The sequence below is a fragment of the Planktotalea sp. genome (genome assembly GCF_039984035.1).
Lineage (GTDB): Bacteria > Pseudomonadota > Alphaproteobacteria > Rhodobacterales > Rhodobacteraceae > Planktotalea.
In genome coordinates, this window is sequence record NZ_JBDWVM010000106.1 from 1 (window position 1) to 11,945 (window position 11,945).

Consider the following 11,945-nt stretch of genomic DNA (forward strand, 5'->3'; position numbering starts at 1 on the left):
AACGGCGCGCGCGTCAAACTGCTGACAAGCCGCGTTTCCGACGAGGCCGGCGTCGCTGGTGAAGCGGTGGACGATGCGTTGACGATTGCCTGCGGAAGCGGTGCAATTCAGATTTTGCGCGCGCAGAAGGCTGGTAAAGGCGCGCAAGATGCGCAAGAGTTTCTACGTGGTACGCCCGTGCCGCGCGGCACGCAGCTTGGAGAAGGGTAACGCTATGTTTTTGGCACTTTTTGGAACTGTCGTGTTGGCGGGCATCGTCGGGTATATCTCCGAGCGTAGCGAATTTACGCATAATGGATATCTACCGTCGATCATCATTTGTGTTGGCGGTGCGTTCTTGTTCTATTTCATCACCATCATGTTCCGCGTTGGTTTTGGATCACCGGGCGTAAACGCGATTGTGTCGTCTATTGGGGCTTTGATCATCGTTCCAACGCACTGGCGCAAGTAAGGTGCGTGGTTTCACGTACCCTACGTTTTAGGGGGCAGGTGACCGTAAATGGGCAGCTTCCAACCAAAGGCGAGTGAACCCGCGCGCAAAATAACGGTAACAGAAACTGCCGTTACCAGAACGAAAATGTTCGCAAAGCCAAGCCAAGATGCACACATGCCCGCGCTTGCCCCTAAGAAGGCAGCGCTGACGTAAAGCTCTCCTTGTTTGAGAACCAATGGCACTTGGGCACAGACCACATCGCGCATCAATCCGCCCATGCAGCCTGTTATGATCCCCATGAGCACAACGATGATGGGTGGTTGACCGGCCGCGAGAGCAACGCCAAGTCCCGCAGCCACAGCGACGCCCAAGGCAACCGCGTCGGTCCAAAGCAATAGCCGATATCGGCTCTCTACCAAATGCGCTGTGAAAAACACGAACACAGCAGCAAAGGTCGTAACGCCCAAGTAGGCTGGCTGTTCCATCCAAAAGATAGGATTTCGATCTAAAAGCACATCGCGCACGGTGCCGCCGCCAATACCTGTCAACGCGGCTAGAAATGCAAACCCAACAAGATCGAGTTGCGCCCGCGAGGCGACGAGCGCACCTGTGAGAGCGAAGATCAAAACCGAAGTGTAGTCGAGAAAGGTCAGCAAGCTCATAGTGCGTTTCGGACCCATTTTAGTGCATTGGTGTCTGTTTGCGAAAGAGCAGGGGAATCAGACAAGTCGAACCACTGAAATTTTAACAACGTGCCGTCGCTAGGATTCACGTTTTGCCACATATCCCGAACGACAGGCGCGAGACGGCACAGAGCAAAATGCCAAGTGACGCCGGTTTCGATCTCTTGGGACTGCCCAATGGCGATGGCATGACGAGTTTCCAAACTAGAAAGCCTGAACAAAACTTGCGCCGCTTCATGGGCGATATGATCTTCGCTTTGAAGCGTGTCTTTGATGATTTCTAACCCGTTTTGCGGATGCAGATAGGCAGGAACACGCAAAGGTGCACCATCGGGGTGTAACGCGATTGGGCAAACGACAGCTTGGCTCATTTCTTGAATGGGGCCATACCTTCGCGAGCGAGCTCATCGGCGCGCTCGTTCTCGGGGTGGCCTGCGTGTCCTTTGACCCATTCCCAAACCACCTGATGACGGGCTTGCGCCTGATCAAGGCGTTGCCACAGCTCGACGTTTTTCACAGGCTTCTTGGCGGCGGTCTTCCAACCGTTCCTTTTCCAACCGTGAATCCAGCCCGTCACGCCATTTTTCACATAGGTACTGTCGGTCACGATGGTCAGTTCTGCAGCGCGCTCAAGCGCTTCAAGCGCTGAAATGGCAGCCATCAATTCCATCTGATTGTTCGTCGTCAATTCAGCGCCGCCGTTCAGTTCACGCTGTTTTAGGATTTCATCCCCTTCAGTGGCGCGCATTAAAACGCCCCAGCCACCCGGACCCGGATTTCCACTGCATGCGCCATCGGTATAGGCGGTTAGTTTAGGCATTATGTGTCTTTCTTACTTTGCAAAATGACCCATTCGGCCATTTCACCACTTAGTCCAATGTCTTCACCATGGTTTCGGCGCAGAACTGTAAGTCCATTGTCGGTGAGCATTTTTTCCAGCTCTGCTTCGGAGAAATAGCTGTAGCGTCGTCCGATCCCGTCGCGTTCTTCACCTGCGCCAGTTTTCATGCCGATGTGGAAAATGCCTCCAGGCTTTAGGGCACGAGCGATTGTGCTAACATGCTCCGGAACTTTCGTGCGCTGCGCATGAAGCAGACTGAAATTTGCATAGATGCCGTCATAGGTCTCGAACCCGTTCAGATCATCAAATGTTTCCTGTCTGGCGCTGACACCTTCATTCTGGGCTGCCAGTTTGACCATTTCGCCCGAGGCATCCGTTGCTTCAACGTTCAATCCACGCCGCGCCATTTGCGCAGCGTGTTGCCCCGGCCCACACCCAAGATCAAGCGCGCGTCCCCCGTTAGGGAGGAAATCGATGAATGCCGCTAAGTCTGCATTCTTTGCGTCATCCACAGTGAGCTTCGCGTAATCCTGTGCCTTCGCATCATAGATCCCCAGCGTTTTCTTATCGCTCATGAAGCCACCCGCAGCACACGAGGCACTTTGAATTCGACATTTTCTTTTGCGGTTTCCACCACCTCAACGGTGACGTCATAGCGGTCTTTGAAGGCGTCTATGACTTCGCTGATCAAAACATCTGGGGCCGAGGCGCCGGCTGTGATGCCAATGCTCTCTATGCCCTCCAACGCACGCCAATCGATGTCGGTGGCCCGTTGGACCAGTTGTGCATAGGAGCAGCCAGCTTTTGCGCCGACTTCGACCAAACGGCGCGAGTTGGACGAATTGGGCGCGCCTACTACCAACATCGCTTCGGTCTTGGCGGCCATCGCTTTCACAGACTCTTGGCGGTTGGTGGTCGCATAACAAATGTCTTCTTTATGCGGACCTTTGATGTGTGGGAAACGTGCTTGCAAGGCAGCGACGACATCTGCGGTGTCGTCAACGGAAAGCGTTGTTTGTGTCACGAACGCAAGCTTTTCAGGATCGCGCACTTCGAGGCCCGCCACATCCTCGGGTTCTTCGACCAAAAGAACTTCACCTTCGGGTAGTTGTCCCATCGTGCCAACGGTTTCGGGATGGCCGTCATGGCCGATCATGACCAGTTGCAGCCCGTTCTCAGAATGGCGCTCTGCTTCTATGTGGACCTTGCTCACGAGTGGGCAGGTGGCATCCACATAAGTCATTTCGCGTTTTGCAGCGGATGCCGGAACAGATTTGGGAACGCCGTGAGCTGAAAAGATCACTGGGCGATCATCTGGGCATTCGTCAAGTTCTTCGACGAAAACGGCACCCTTTTCGCGCAGGGCATCGACGACGAATTTGTTGTGAACGATTTCATGGCGCACAAAGACAGGCGCGCCCCATTTTTCCAATGCCAGTTCAACGATTTTGATCGCGCGGTCGACGCCAGCGCAAAAGCCGCGCGGTGCGGCAAGATAGAGAGTGAGGGGTTTAAGGGTCATCATCGACTCCATCGCAAAGGGATTTGCATTTGCGAGCAGAGGTATCGTGATGTTGGCTCTTGGTCCAGAGGCGCGTTGTGCGTCAAAAGCGAAAGCCAGGGCGATTTGCCCTGGCTTTCGATGTTTTAGTTTGCTGTTTCGAAGCTTTGTTCGCGTTCGGGCATTGGATCGCGCGGAGGGCGACCAACAACGTCCTTCAGCTCTTCCAATTCGATGAAATTGTCCGCTTGGCGGCGCAGTTCATCAGCGATCATTGGAGGTTGGCTACGGATCGTTGAAACCACGGAGACGCGTACACCCTGACGTTGCAGGCTCTCGACGAGAGGACGAAAGTCGCCATCGCCAGAGAACAGAACAATATGGTCTACGTGCGGAGCTAGCTCCATCGCGTTTACCGTGAGTTCGATGTCCATATTACCCTTCACCTTACGGCGACCTTGGCTATCGGTGTATTCTTTGGCCTGCTTTGTCACCATCGTGAAGCCGTTGTAATTCAACCAGTCAACAAGAGGGCGGATAGGCGAATACTCGTCATTTTCCAAAAGAGCAGTGTAATAAAACGCGCGTAGCATTTTGCCGCGACGCATAAATTCTTGCCGCAAAAGCTTGTAGTCGATGTCGAACCCAAGCGCTTTTGCCGCTGCGTACAGATTCGATCCATCGATGAACAGCGCGAGCCGTTCGTCTTTGTAAAACATTAATTGTCCTTTCAAATGGATCAGTCGCGCCGTGAGTGTATAGGTAAATAAAATTTGCGACCTTTCCGTGTATTAGAATAAATGAAAATCTAGCTGCTAGGCAAGGGCGCAAACGTATTATTGAAGTTCCAAACGGATAGGTTGACATGAGTCTGGCGAAAAGCGGTGCATTGCAATTGGTTGCATTGGGGGCGAATCTTTCCTCAGAGGGGGACTCGCTCGAAGTTACGGTGCAAGCGGCCATTCGCGCGCTTGCCGAAGCGGGCTTTGCGATTCGTGCTGTGAGCCGCTTTTTTCGCACACCTTGTTTTCCTGCAGGGGCCGGTCCTGACTATGTGAATGCCGCTGTTACGTTACAAAGTTCGATGGAACCTGACGCGATTTTGCAAAAGCTCCACAGTATTGAAGCTGATTTTGGCCGTGAAAGAGTGCAACGTTGGGGCCAGCGCACGCTTGATCTCGATTTGATCGGCTCTGGTGACTTGGTGTTACCGAGCCTATCCGAATTTGAGCGCTGGTTCAGGCTGGACCCTAGTTTGCAAGCGCAAGCAGCGCCTGATGCATTGGTTTTGCCGCACCCACGCTTGCAAGATCGCGCTTTTGTGTTGGCACCTTTAGCCGATATCGCCGCTGATTGGGTGCATCCGGTTCTGAAAAAGAGTGTCAGGCAGATGCTGGCAGAGTTGCCAAAGGGCGAAATTGATCAGGTCGTTCCAATTTAAGGCAATCGCTACCTTGAATATCTGCTTGTCAAGTTTATCTTTCGGACGTAGAAGGCAGGCTTCTTAGCCCGCATCAAATCGGAGATAATCATGGCCCGCGTTACAGTTGAAGATTGTGTCGACAAGGTACCAAACCGTTTTGATCTGGTGATGCTCGCAGCACATCGTGCGCGCGAAATCTCTGCTGGCGGCGCAATTACCGTTGATCGCGACAATGATAAGAACCCTGTTGTGTCCCTTCGCGAGATCGCTGAAGAAACACAATTGGCGGATGATCTGCGCGAACGTTTGATCGAATCAAACCAGACACAGATCGAAGTTGATGAGCCGGAAGAAGACGCAATGGCGCTTCTCATGGGCGCAGAAGCAGACAAACCAGCGGATGACGATATGTCCGAAGAGAAGCTTCTTCGTGCATTGATGGAAGCGCAAGGGCAGGGCTAAACTCCTGTTTTGCACAGGGAGTTGCTCTGGGGGCAATAGAGCTTAGATGGACGACGCCTCTTTAGATCTGTTGTCGCCTGACGCACTGCTCGCGACTGTTCGCACTTACAATCCAAAAACCAACGAAGCGCTTATTCGAACTGCTTTCGAATATGGCGCTCGTATGCATGACGGTCAGTTCCGCCATTCAGGTGAGCCGTATTTCACGCATCCCATCGCGGTGGCAGGCATTCTGGCTGAGCAAAAGCTGGATGATGCAACTTTGATTACGGCACTGTTGCACGATACGATTGAAGATACGAAATCCACCTACACCGAGGTCGCAGGCATTTTCGGCGATGAAATCGCGATGTTGGTGGATGGCGTTACAAAGCTGACCAACTTGCAGCTCAGTTCAAATGAAACAAAGCAGGCCGAGAATTTCCGAAAATTGTTTATGGCGATGGCCAAAGACATGCGCGTTATCTTGGTCAAATTGGCTGACCGTTTGCACAACATGCGCACGATCAAAGCCATGCGCCCTGAAAAGCAGGTCCAGAAATCGCGTGAAACAATGGATATCTATGCGCCGCTTGCGGGTCGCATGGGTATGCAATGGATGCGCGAAGAACTTGAAGACCTCGCATTTCGCGTGCTGAACCCTGAAGGGCGCGCGTCGATTATGCGCCGCTTCATTCACCTACAAAAAGAAACCGGCGATGTGATCGACAAGATCACTGGCGACATGCGTCATGAACTGGCGGCGAATGACATTGAGGCCACGATCTTCGGCCGTGCGAAAAAGCCCTATTCAGTCTGGCGTAAGATGGAAGAGAAAGAGCAGGGGTTCTCCCGCCTTTCGGACATTTACGGATTTCGCGTCATCACGACATCCGAAGAAGACTGCTATCGCGCGCTTGGCGTAATTCACCAGCGTTGGTTCGCTGTGCCCGGTCGATTTAAGGACTACATCAGTCAGCCAAAATCCAACGGTTATCGTTCGATTCACACGACGGTCTCTGGCCGGGATGGAAAGCGGGTTGAAGTGCAAATTCGCACGCCGCAAATGCATGACGTTGCGGAATCTGGCGTAGCTGCGCATTGGTCCTATCGCGATGGTATCCGTTCGCAAAACCCTTTTGCGGTTGATCCGGTGAAATGGGTCGCGACGCTAAATGAACAATTCGGTGCTGAGGATGATCACGAAGATTTCCTCGAAGCTGTAAAGCTTGAGATGTATTCGGACCAAGTGTTTTGCTTCACGCCCAAGGGCGATGTTGTGAAACTGCCGCGCGGGGCGACGCCATTGGATTTCGCCTATGCGATTCATACGCGTATCGGAAGCGCATGTGTCGGTGCAAAGGTTGATGGCCTGCGCGTGCCGCTGTGGACGCGTTTGAAGAACGGGCAATCTGTCGAGGTGGTCACGGCCGAAGGGCAGCAACCGCAGGCGACTTGGCTTGATATTGCAGCAACAGGTAAAGCCAAAAGCGCGGTGCGCCGTGCGCTGCGCGAACAGGACAAAGAACGTTTTATCAAACTTGGCGGCGAACTCGCGCGATCTGCGTTTGAACATGTTGGACGCAAAGCGACCGATAAAGCGTTGGAAACTGCAGCCAAAATTCTGAGGGTGAGCAGTGCGGATGTGCTTTTGGCACAGCTTGGGTCAAGCGTTTTGACAACGTCAGATGTTATCAACGCGGTCTATCCCGAGTTGGCGCAACAAGCAGACGCAACGATTGATAAAAAACGTGCAGTTATTGGCTTGGAACAAGGGCAAACGCATGAACGCGCGCTGTGTTGCGAAGCGCTTCCGGGCGAACGCATTGTTGGGATTACCCAACGTGGCCGCGGAGTTGTGGTGCACGCGATTGATTGCCAAGCCCTGAGCAAATTCGAAGACGAGCCGCAGCGCTGGGTCGATCTTCATTGGCTCGCGGGAACGCATCCTCCGATCCATACGGCCCGTCTTGATGTGACAATAGGCAATGATGCAGGTGTGCTCGGGCGTGTTTGCACATTGATCGGGCAGCAAGGTGCGAATATCTCTGATCTGACCTTTATTGATCGTAAACCGGATTTTTTCCGTTTGATCATAGCAATAGATTTGCGTGACGCGGAACATTTGCATTCTGTAATCTCGGCTCTGATGGCCGAAGATGATGTTGCAGAAGTTGAGCGTCACCAAGACCCGAACGACGCCAACGAACGCGCCACGGACATAGGAAATCGACTTGGTATTCAAGCGCCGAGATAAACGCAGCTGGCTCAGAGCGATCTGGGAAGCGATCTACCCCAAAGGGGGGTGGGCGCGTGCGTTCCACTATGTCAAACACAGAGTGCGGCGTTTGCCCGATTCACCGGAGCGCATTGCGCGCGGGATTTTTGCTGGCGTTTTCGTATCGTTTAGCCCGTTGTTCGGATTGCATTTTCTCGCGGCCTTCCTGTTGGCGAGGCTGATGAACGGTAACTTGTTTGCGGCAATTCTATCGACCTTCTTTGGCAATCCATTGACCTTCGTACCGATTGCTTACGTGTCTATGAAGACGGGCAATTGGTTGACGGGCGCTGCTGGAAACGCGGAACATATTCGCCACGGTTTTGGGGAAGTGTTCGCAGGTGCATGGCGCGATCTTTGGGGCAATCTCAAAGCGTTGTTCACGGGGCGTTATACCGATTGGGCAGGGTTGATCGAGTTTTATGAAGACGTGTTTTTCCCTTATCTGATTGGCGGCGTTCTACCCGGCATCGTGAGCGGCTTGATCTGCTATTATTTGTCCGTGCCAGTCATTAGGGCCTATCAGAAACGCCGTAACAAAGGTGTGCTGAAACAGCGTTTGAGCAATCTCAAACAAAAAGCGGCTGAGCGGGCGGATAAGAAAGCTCCTGAAAAGGGCTAATTGCCTCTGGCCAATGCGCGTTTGACGAGTACCATAGCCCTCAAATTTTCGTGGAGTTTTGCGTAATGACACAATCCCTGCCTCTCCGACTTGGCGTGAACATTGACCATGTCGCGACCCTTCGCAATGCGCGTGGTGGTGCGTTGCCTGATCCGATACGCGCAGCACTGGTCGCTCAGGAAGCGGGCGCGGATGGCATTACGGCGCATCTGCGGGAAGATCGGCGCCATATCCGGGATTCTGACATCGATGCGTTGATGGATGTGCTGAAAATCCCGTTGAATTTTGAAATGGCCGCGACGGACGAAATGCAGACGATCGCATTGCGGCACAAGCCGCATGCGGTGTGCATTGTCCCGGAAAAACGCGAAGAACGTACGACCGAAGGCGGTTTGAACGTCGCGCAAGATGAAAACAAACTGGCCCATTACATTGCTCCGCTGCGCGAAGCGGGATCGCGTGTTTCGATCTTTATTGCCGCTGATAAACGTCAGATCGACGCTGCGCATCGGATCGGCGCAGAGGTGATTGAACTTCATACGGGCGCCTATTGCGATGCCCATGCAGAGGGCGATTTCGAAACCCGTGATCGCGAGCTGGCTGCGATAACAGAGATGGCAGCTTATGCTCATGATCTTGGGCTAGAGGTGCATGCAGGGCACGGGTTGACGTATGATGATGTCAGGCCCGTTGCGTCGCTTCCGCAGGTGCAAGAGGTCAACATCGGCCACTTCATCATTGGGGAAGCCGTTTTCCGTGGTCTGGGTCCGGCAATTCAACATATGCGCAATATCTTGGATGAGGTGCGCGCGTGACAGGCTGGGAGCTCGCCGCGCTTTTGCTGGCTTGGGCTCTAGGTGGGGGATCACCGGGTCCAGCAACCTTGACCATATCTGGAACTGCCATGGAACGTGGCCGGTTGGCAGGCATCGTCTCTGGCGTTGGGATCACGGCTGGATCTGCTGTTTGGGGATTGGCATCGGCTTTGGGCATGGGCGCGGTGATGTTAGCCAATGTGTGGCTATTCACCGCTCTCAAGGTGATTGGCGCGCTTTATCTCGGCTATCTCGCATATAAATCCTTTAAATCGGCATGGAACAACAAACCGCTACAGGATCAAAACGCACTCAAGGGGGGGCTTGGCCGCGTCTTTGCCAAAAGTCTGGCGATCCACTTAACAAATCCCAAGGCGATCCTTGGTTGGGGTGCTATTTTTGCGATTGCCTTGCCGACAGATGCACCACTTTCGTCCGTTTTTGTACTCTATGCGCAGCTGCTTTGCGTCTCGACCACCGTTTTTGTGGGATACGGCATCTTGTTTTCTAGCCCTTGGATCGTGGCGGGATATCGCCGCGCGCGACGCGCGTTCGAGCTTGGCTTTGGTCTGTTGTTTGGGGCCGCCAGCCTCAAGATCCTGACGACGCGCGCTGTGTAAAACATGATCCTTGGCATTGGCACTGACCTCGCAAATATTGAACGGATTGCCGGCACGCTTGAACGTTTCGGCGAGCGGTTCAAAAATCGTGTGTTCACAGAGATAGAACAAGCCAAGGCGGAACGTCGAAGAGACGTCGCTGGCACCTATGCAAAACGCTGGGCTGCGAAGGAAGCGTGCTCCAAGGCGCTTGGCACGGGGCTTGCTATGGGAATCGCTTGGAAAGACATGTCAGTCACCAATATGCGCACGGGCCAACCTGTGATGCATGTGACAGGCTGGGCCGCTGAGCGCCTCGCAAAAATGACGCCCGCTGGACATGAGGCGGTGATCCACGTGACGTTAACGGACGATCACCCTTGGGCGCAGGCCTTTGTTGTGATCGAAGCACGGCCCATCCCCGCCGAAACGTGATGCTGCACACGCAATTGGCGCGGTTGACATGTAGGCAGGCGCGGCCCATGTAGCGTTGAGCTGCGAAACGGAGAAAACACATGGCTGAGGAAACCAAAAAGGGCAATCCTGTCATCGAGACGATTAAAACTGTCGTCTATGCACTGTTGATTGCTGGGGTGTTTCGGACACTCTTTTTCCAGCCGTTCTGGATTCCGTCAGGTTCCATGAAAAACACGCTCTTGATCGGCGATTTTCTTTTCGTGAACAAGATGGCCTATGGCTACTCTTACGCCTCTTGCCCGTCCGTTATTGTTCCGCGTTTTGGCATCAATCTGGATGCGAAAAAGTTCTGTGGATTCGCCGATGGTGACAACACACGTCTGTTCGGCGGCGAGCCTGAGCGCGGCGATGTCGTTGTCTTCCGTCACCCTGTGTCCGGCCGTGATTTCGTAAAACGTTTGATCGGGATGCCGGGCGATAAAGTACAGGTCAAAAATGGCGTTGTCTTCATCAATGGCGAAGCGGCTCCTCAGGAACCTGCTGGCGTATTTGAAGAAGTGGCAGAAGCGCAGGGGCCGCATCGTCTGCGCCCCCGTTGCTCTAACGGTCCTGTGGGTGAAGGCGGCACTTGTAATAAAGAGCTGCTTATCGAAACTCTGCCAAATGGCGTTCAGCATGCGATCCTGAACATTGGCCCACAGCGAACAGATGATACGCCTGTCTACACCGTGCCAGTGGGCAACTATTTCTTCATGGGTGACAACCGCGATAACTCGTCCGATAGCCGCGTTCCAAACGCTGCGGGCGGTGTTGGTTTCGTGCCATATGAAAACCTGATCGGTCGCGCGGATCGTGTGATGTTCTCTTCTGCGGGTCGCTCTATGCTGTTCTTCTGGACATGGCGTTCAGATCGCTTCTTTAAAGCAGTAGACTGATCGCATGAAACTCTCCGCTGATCTCATCGCGTTGCAAGAGCGCATTGGGTTTCGATTTGAAGATGGAACATTGCTGACGGAAGCGGTGACCCATTCGTCAATGTCCACGCCATCACGCGGTGACAATCAGCGTCTTGAATTTCTCGGTGACCGTGTTTTGGGCCTGGTTATGGCTGAGGCGCTGCTTGGCGCAGATGTGAAGGCCAGTGAAGGGCAACTTGCGCCGCGCTACAATGCGCTCGTGCGCAAAGAGACCTGTGCAGATGTGGCGCGCGAAATCGCGCTTGGTGATGTTTTGCGCTTGGGTCGTTCAGAAATGAAAAGCGGCGGGCGTCGCAAATTGGCGCTGCTTGGCGATGCGATGGAAGCGCTGATCGCGGCGGTCTACGTGGACGGCGGCTTTGATGCAGCTCAAGCGTTGATCCTGCGTCTCTGGGGCGAGCGGATCAATGCGGTCGAAGAAGACGCGCGTGATCCTAAGACCAGCCTGCAAGAATGGGCGCAATCCAAGGGCCAAACGCCCCCACGTTATGTGGAAACCGCGCGTAGTGGACCGGACCACGCGCCTATGTTTACAATTGAAGCGCGCCTCGATAGCGGCGAAACGGCGACGGCTCAGGCTGGCTCTAAGCGCCTCGCAGAACAAGCGGCAGCCAAAGCGCTGCTGGCAAGGATGACAGCATGACTGACACAGAAACACGCGCAGGCTTCGTTGCCCTAATCGGTGAACCGAACGCGGGCAAATCCACTCTGACCAACCGCATGGTTGGCGCGAAGGTGTCCATCGTGACCCACAAGGTGCAAACGACGCGCGCGCGCATTCGCGGTGTTGCGCTGGAAGGGGCATCCCAGTTGGTGTTCGTTGACACGCCAGGTTTGTTCAAACCGACGCGCCGATTGGACCGTGCGATGGTTGCTGCCGCATGGGGCGGCGCTGCGGATGCAGATGTTGTTGTT

Annotated in this window: 17 protein-coding genes and 1 pseudogene; 12 read left to right on the forward strand and 6 right to left on the reverse strand. The window is 54.0% G+C overall.

Translation table 11 applies throughout. From position 1 onward, the window contains the following. A pseudogene (locus ABJQ89_RS04690) lies at positions 1 to 210 on the forward strand (methionyl-tRNA formyltransferase); the annotation flags it as partial. Positions 211 to 214: 4 nt separating this feature from the next. Beyond that, positions 215 to 451: a hypothetical protein gene (locus tag ABJQ89_RS04695; RefSeq protein ID WP_348495107.1), complete on the forward strand. Its 237-nt coding sequence runs from the start codon at positions 215 to 217 to the stop codon at positions 449 to 451. A 20-nt stretch (positions 452 to 471) separates the two neighbouring features. Here ABJQ89_RS04695 and ABJQ89_RS04700 read toward each other — a convergent pair whose 3' ends face one another. The 6 genes from ABJQ89_RS04700 to ABJQ89_RS04725 all read right to left on the reverse strand — a co-directional run bounded on the left by ABJQ89_RS04700 (position 472) and on the right by ABJQ89_RS04725 (position 4,177). Beyond that, on the reverse strand, positions 472 to 1,095 hold the full coding sequence (locus ABJQ89_RS04700; RefSeq protein WP_348495108.1) for a trimeric intracellular cation channel family protein: 624 nt from the start codon (positions 1,093 to 1,095) through the stop codon (positions 472 to 474). Continuing rightward, positions 1,092 to 1,487, reverse strand: coding sequence for a hypothetical protein (locus ABJQ89_RS04705; RefSeq protein WP_348495109.1), 396 nt, complete (start codon positions 1,485 to 1,487; stop codon positions 1,092 to 1,094). The genes ABJQ89_RS04700 and ABJQ89_RS04705 overlap by 4 nt, the downstream gene beginning before the upstream one ends. Then, complete coding sequence (rnhA, locus tag ABJQ89_RS04710; RefSeq protein ID WP_348495110.1) at positions 1,484 to 1,936, reverse strand: ribonuclease HI; 453 nt, start codon at positions 1,934 to 1,936, stop codon at positions 1,484 to 1,486. Before rnhA ends, ABJQ89_RS04705 begins: the two co-directional genes overlap by 4 nt. Next, positions 1,936 to 2,532 (reverse strand): class I SAM-dependent methyltransferase, encoded by a 597-nt coding sequence (locus ABJQ89_RS04715; protein WP_348495111.1) that lies wholly within the window; start codon positions 2,530 to 2,532, stop codon positions 1,936 to 1,938. Before ABJQ89_RS04715 ends, rnhA begins: the two co-directional genes overlap by 1 nt. Then, on the reverse strand, positions 2,529 to 3,479 hold the full coding sequence (ispH, locus tag ABJQ89_RS04720) for a 4-hydroxy-3-methylbut-2-enyl diphosphate reductase (protein ID WP_348495112.1): 951 nt from the start codon (positions 3,477 to 3,479) through the stop codon (positions 2,529 to 2,531). Before ispH ends, ABJQ89_RS04715 begins: the two co-directional genes overlap by 4 nt. A 125-nt stretch (positions 3,480 to 3,604) precedes the next feature. Beyond that, the gene (locus tag ABJQ89_RS04725; RefSeq protein WP_348495113.1) at positions 3,605 to 4,177 is read right to left on the reverse strand and encodes an NYN domain-containing protein; all 573 of its coding nucleotides are present in this window, start codon (positions 4,175 to 4,177) and stop codon (positions 3,605 to 3,607) included. A gap of 146 nt (positions 4,178 to 4,323) precedes the next feature. Here ABJQ89_RS04725 and folK point away from each other — a divergent pair, with 146 nt between their 5' ends. The 10 genes from folK to ABJQ89_RS04775 all read left to right on the forward strand — a co-directional run. Further along, on the forward strand, positions 4,324 to 4,899 hold the full coding sequence (gene folK, locus ABJQ89_RS04730; RefSeq protein WP_348495114.1) for a 2-amino-4-hydroxy-6-hydroxymethyldihydropteridine diphosphokinase: 576 nt from the start codon (positions 4,324 to 4,326) through the stop codon (positions 4,897 to 4,899). 90 nt (positions 4,900 to 4,989) lie between these two features. Next, on the forward strand, positions 4,990 to 5,343 hold the full coding sequence (rpoZ, locus tag ABJQ89_RS04735) for a DNA-directed RNA polymerase subunit omega (protein WP_348495115.1): 354 nt from the start codon (positions 4,990 to 4,992) through the stop codon (positions 5,341 to 5,343). Positions 5,344 to 5,410: 67 nt separating this feature from the next. Beyond that, the gene (locus tag ABJQ89_RS04740) at positions 5,411 to 7,579 is read left to right on the forward strand and encodes a bifunctional (p)ppGpp synthetase/guanosine-3',5'-bis(diphosphate) 3'-pyrophosphohydrolase (RefSeq protein WP_348495123.1); all 2,169 of its coding nucleotides are present in this window, start codon (positions 5,411 to 5,413) and stop codon (positions 7,577 to 7,579) included. Beyond that, positions 7,557 to 8,222 carry a DUF2062 domain-containing protein gene (locus ABJQ89_RS04745; protein WP_348495116.1) on the forward strand — a complete coding sequence of 222 codons (666 nt, stop codon included), beginning with the start codon at positions 7,557 to 7,559 and terminating at the stop codon, positions 8,220 to 8,222. Before ABJQ89_RS04740 ends, ABJQ89_RS04745 begins: the two co-directional genes overlap by 23 nt. 65 nt (positions 8,223 to 8,287) lie before the next feature. Next, complete coding sequence (locus ABJQ89_RS04750) at positions 8,288 to 9,037, forward strand: pyridoxine 5'-phosphate synthase (RefSeq protein ID WP_348495117.1); 750 nt, start codon at positions 8,288 to 8,290, stop codon at positions 9,035 to 9,037. Then, positions 9,034 to 9,657 (forward strand): LysE family translocator, encoded by a 624-nt coding sequence (locus ABJQ89_RS04755; RefSeq protein ID WP_348495118.1) that lies wholly within the window; start codon positions 9,034 to 9,036, stop codon positions 9,655 to 9,657. The genes ABJQ89_RS04750 and ABJQ89_RS04755 overlap by 4 nt, the downstream gene beginning before the upstream one ends. Positions 9,658 to 9,660: 3 nt before the next feature. Then, positions 9,661 to 10,071 (forward strand): holo-ACP synthase, encoded by a 411-nt coding sequence (gene acpS, locus ABJQ89_RS04760; RefSeq protein WP_348495119.1) that lies wholly within the window; start codon positions 9,661 to 9,663, stop codon positions 10,069 to 10,071. A gap of 80 nt (positions 10,072 to 10,151) precedes the next feature. Next, positions 10,152 to 10,988, forward strand: coding sequence for a signal peptidase I (lepB, locus tag ABJQ89_RS04765; RefSeq protein WP_348495120.1), 837 nt, complete (start codon positions 10,152 to 10,154; stop codon positions 10,986 to 10,988). Positions 10,989 to 10,992: 4 nt separating this feature from the next. Further along, positions 10,993 to 11,673 carry a ribonuclease III gene (gene rnc / locus ABJQ89_RS04770; protein WP_348495121.1) on the forward strand — a complete coding sequence of 227 codons (681 nt, stop codon included), beginning with the start codon at positions 10,993 to 10,995 and terminating at the stop codon, positions 11,671 to 11,673. Next, positions 11,670 to 11,945: GTPase (locus ABJQ89_RS04775; RefSeq protein WP_348495122.1), on the forward strand; the 276-nt coding region annotated here is incomplete at its 3' end. The genes rnc and ABJQ89_RS04775, both read left to right, overlap by 4 nt.

What these genes read in the sequence shown, in the direction of transcription:
- ABJQ89_RS04695 (WP_348495107.1), top strand. Translation starts at nt 215, where the DNA reads ATGTTTTTGGCACTTTTTGGAACTGTCGTGTTGGCGGGCATCGTCGGG.
- ABJQ89_RS04700 (WP_348495108.1), bottom strand. Translation starts at nt 1,095, where the DNA reads ATGAGCTTGCTGACCTTTCTCGACTACACTTCGGTTTTGATCTTCGCT.
- ABJQ89_RS04705 (WP_348495109.1), bottom strand. Translation starts at nt 1,487, where the DNA reads ATGAGCCAAGCTGTCGTTTGCCCAATCGCGTTACACCCCGATGGTGCA.
- rnhA (WP_348495110.1), bottom strand. Translation starts at nt 1,936, where the DNA reads ATGCCTAAACTAACCGCCTATACCGATGGCGCATGCAGTGGAAATCCG.
- ABJQ89_RS04715 (WP_348495111.1), bottom strand. Translation starts at nt 2,532, where the DNA reads ATGAGCGATAAGAAAACGCTGGGGATCTATGATGCGAAGGCACAGGAT.
- ispH (WP_348495112.1), bottom strand. Translation starts at nt 3,479, where the DNA reads ATGACCCTTAAACCCCTCACTCTCTATCTTGCCGCACCGCGCGGCTTT.
- ABJQ89_RS04725 (WP_348495113.1), bottom strand. Translation starts at nt 4,177, where the DNA reads ATGTTTTACAAAGACGAACGGCTCGCGCTGTTCATCGATGGATCGAAT.
- folK (WP_348495114.1), top strand. Translation starts at nt 4,324, where the DNA reads ATGAGTCTGGCGAAAAGCGGTGCATTGCAATTGGTTGCATTGGGGGCG.
- rpoZ (WP_348495115.1), top strand. Translation starts at nt 4,990, where the DNA reads ATGGCCCGCGTTACAGTTGAAGATTGTGTCGACAAGGTACCAAACCGT.
- ABJQ89_RS04750 (WP_348495117.1), top strand. Translation starts at nt 8,288, where the DNA reads ATGACACAATCCCTGCCTCTCCGACTTGGCGTGAACATTGACCATGTC.
- acpS (WP_348495119.1), top strand. Translation starts at nt 9,661, where the DNA reads ATGATCCTTGGCATTGGCACTGACCTCGCAAATATTGAACGGATTGCC.
- lepB (WP_348495120.1), top strand. Translation starts at nt 10,152, where the DNA reads ATGGCTGAGGAAACCAAAAAGGGCAATCCTGTCATCGAGACGATTAAA.
- rnc (WP_348495121.1), top strand. Translation starts at nt 10,993, where the DNA reads ATGAAACTCTCCGCTGATCTCATCGCGTTGCAAGAGCGCATTGGGTTT.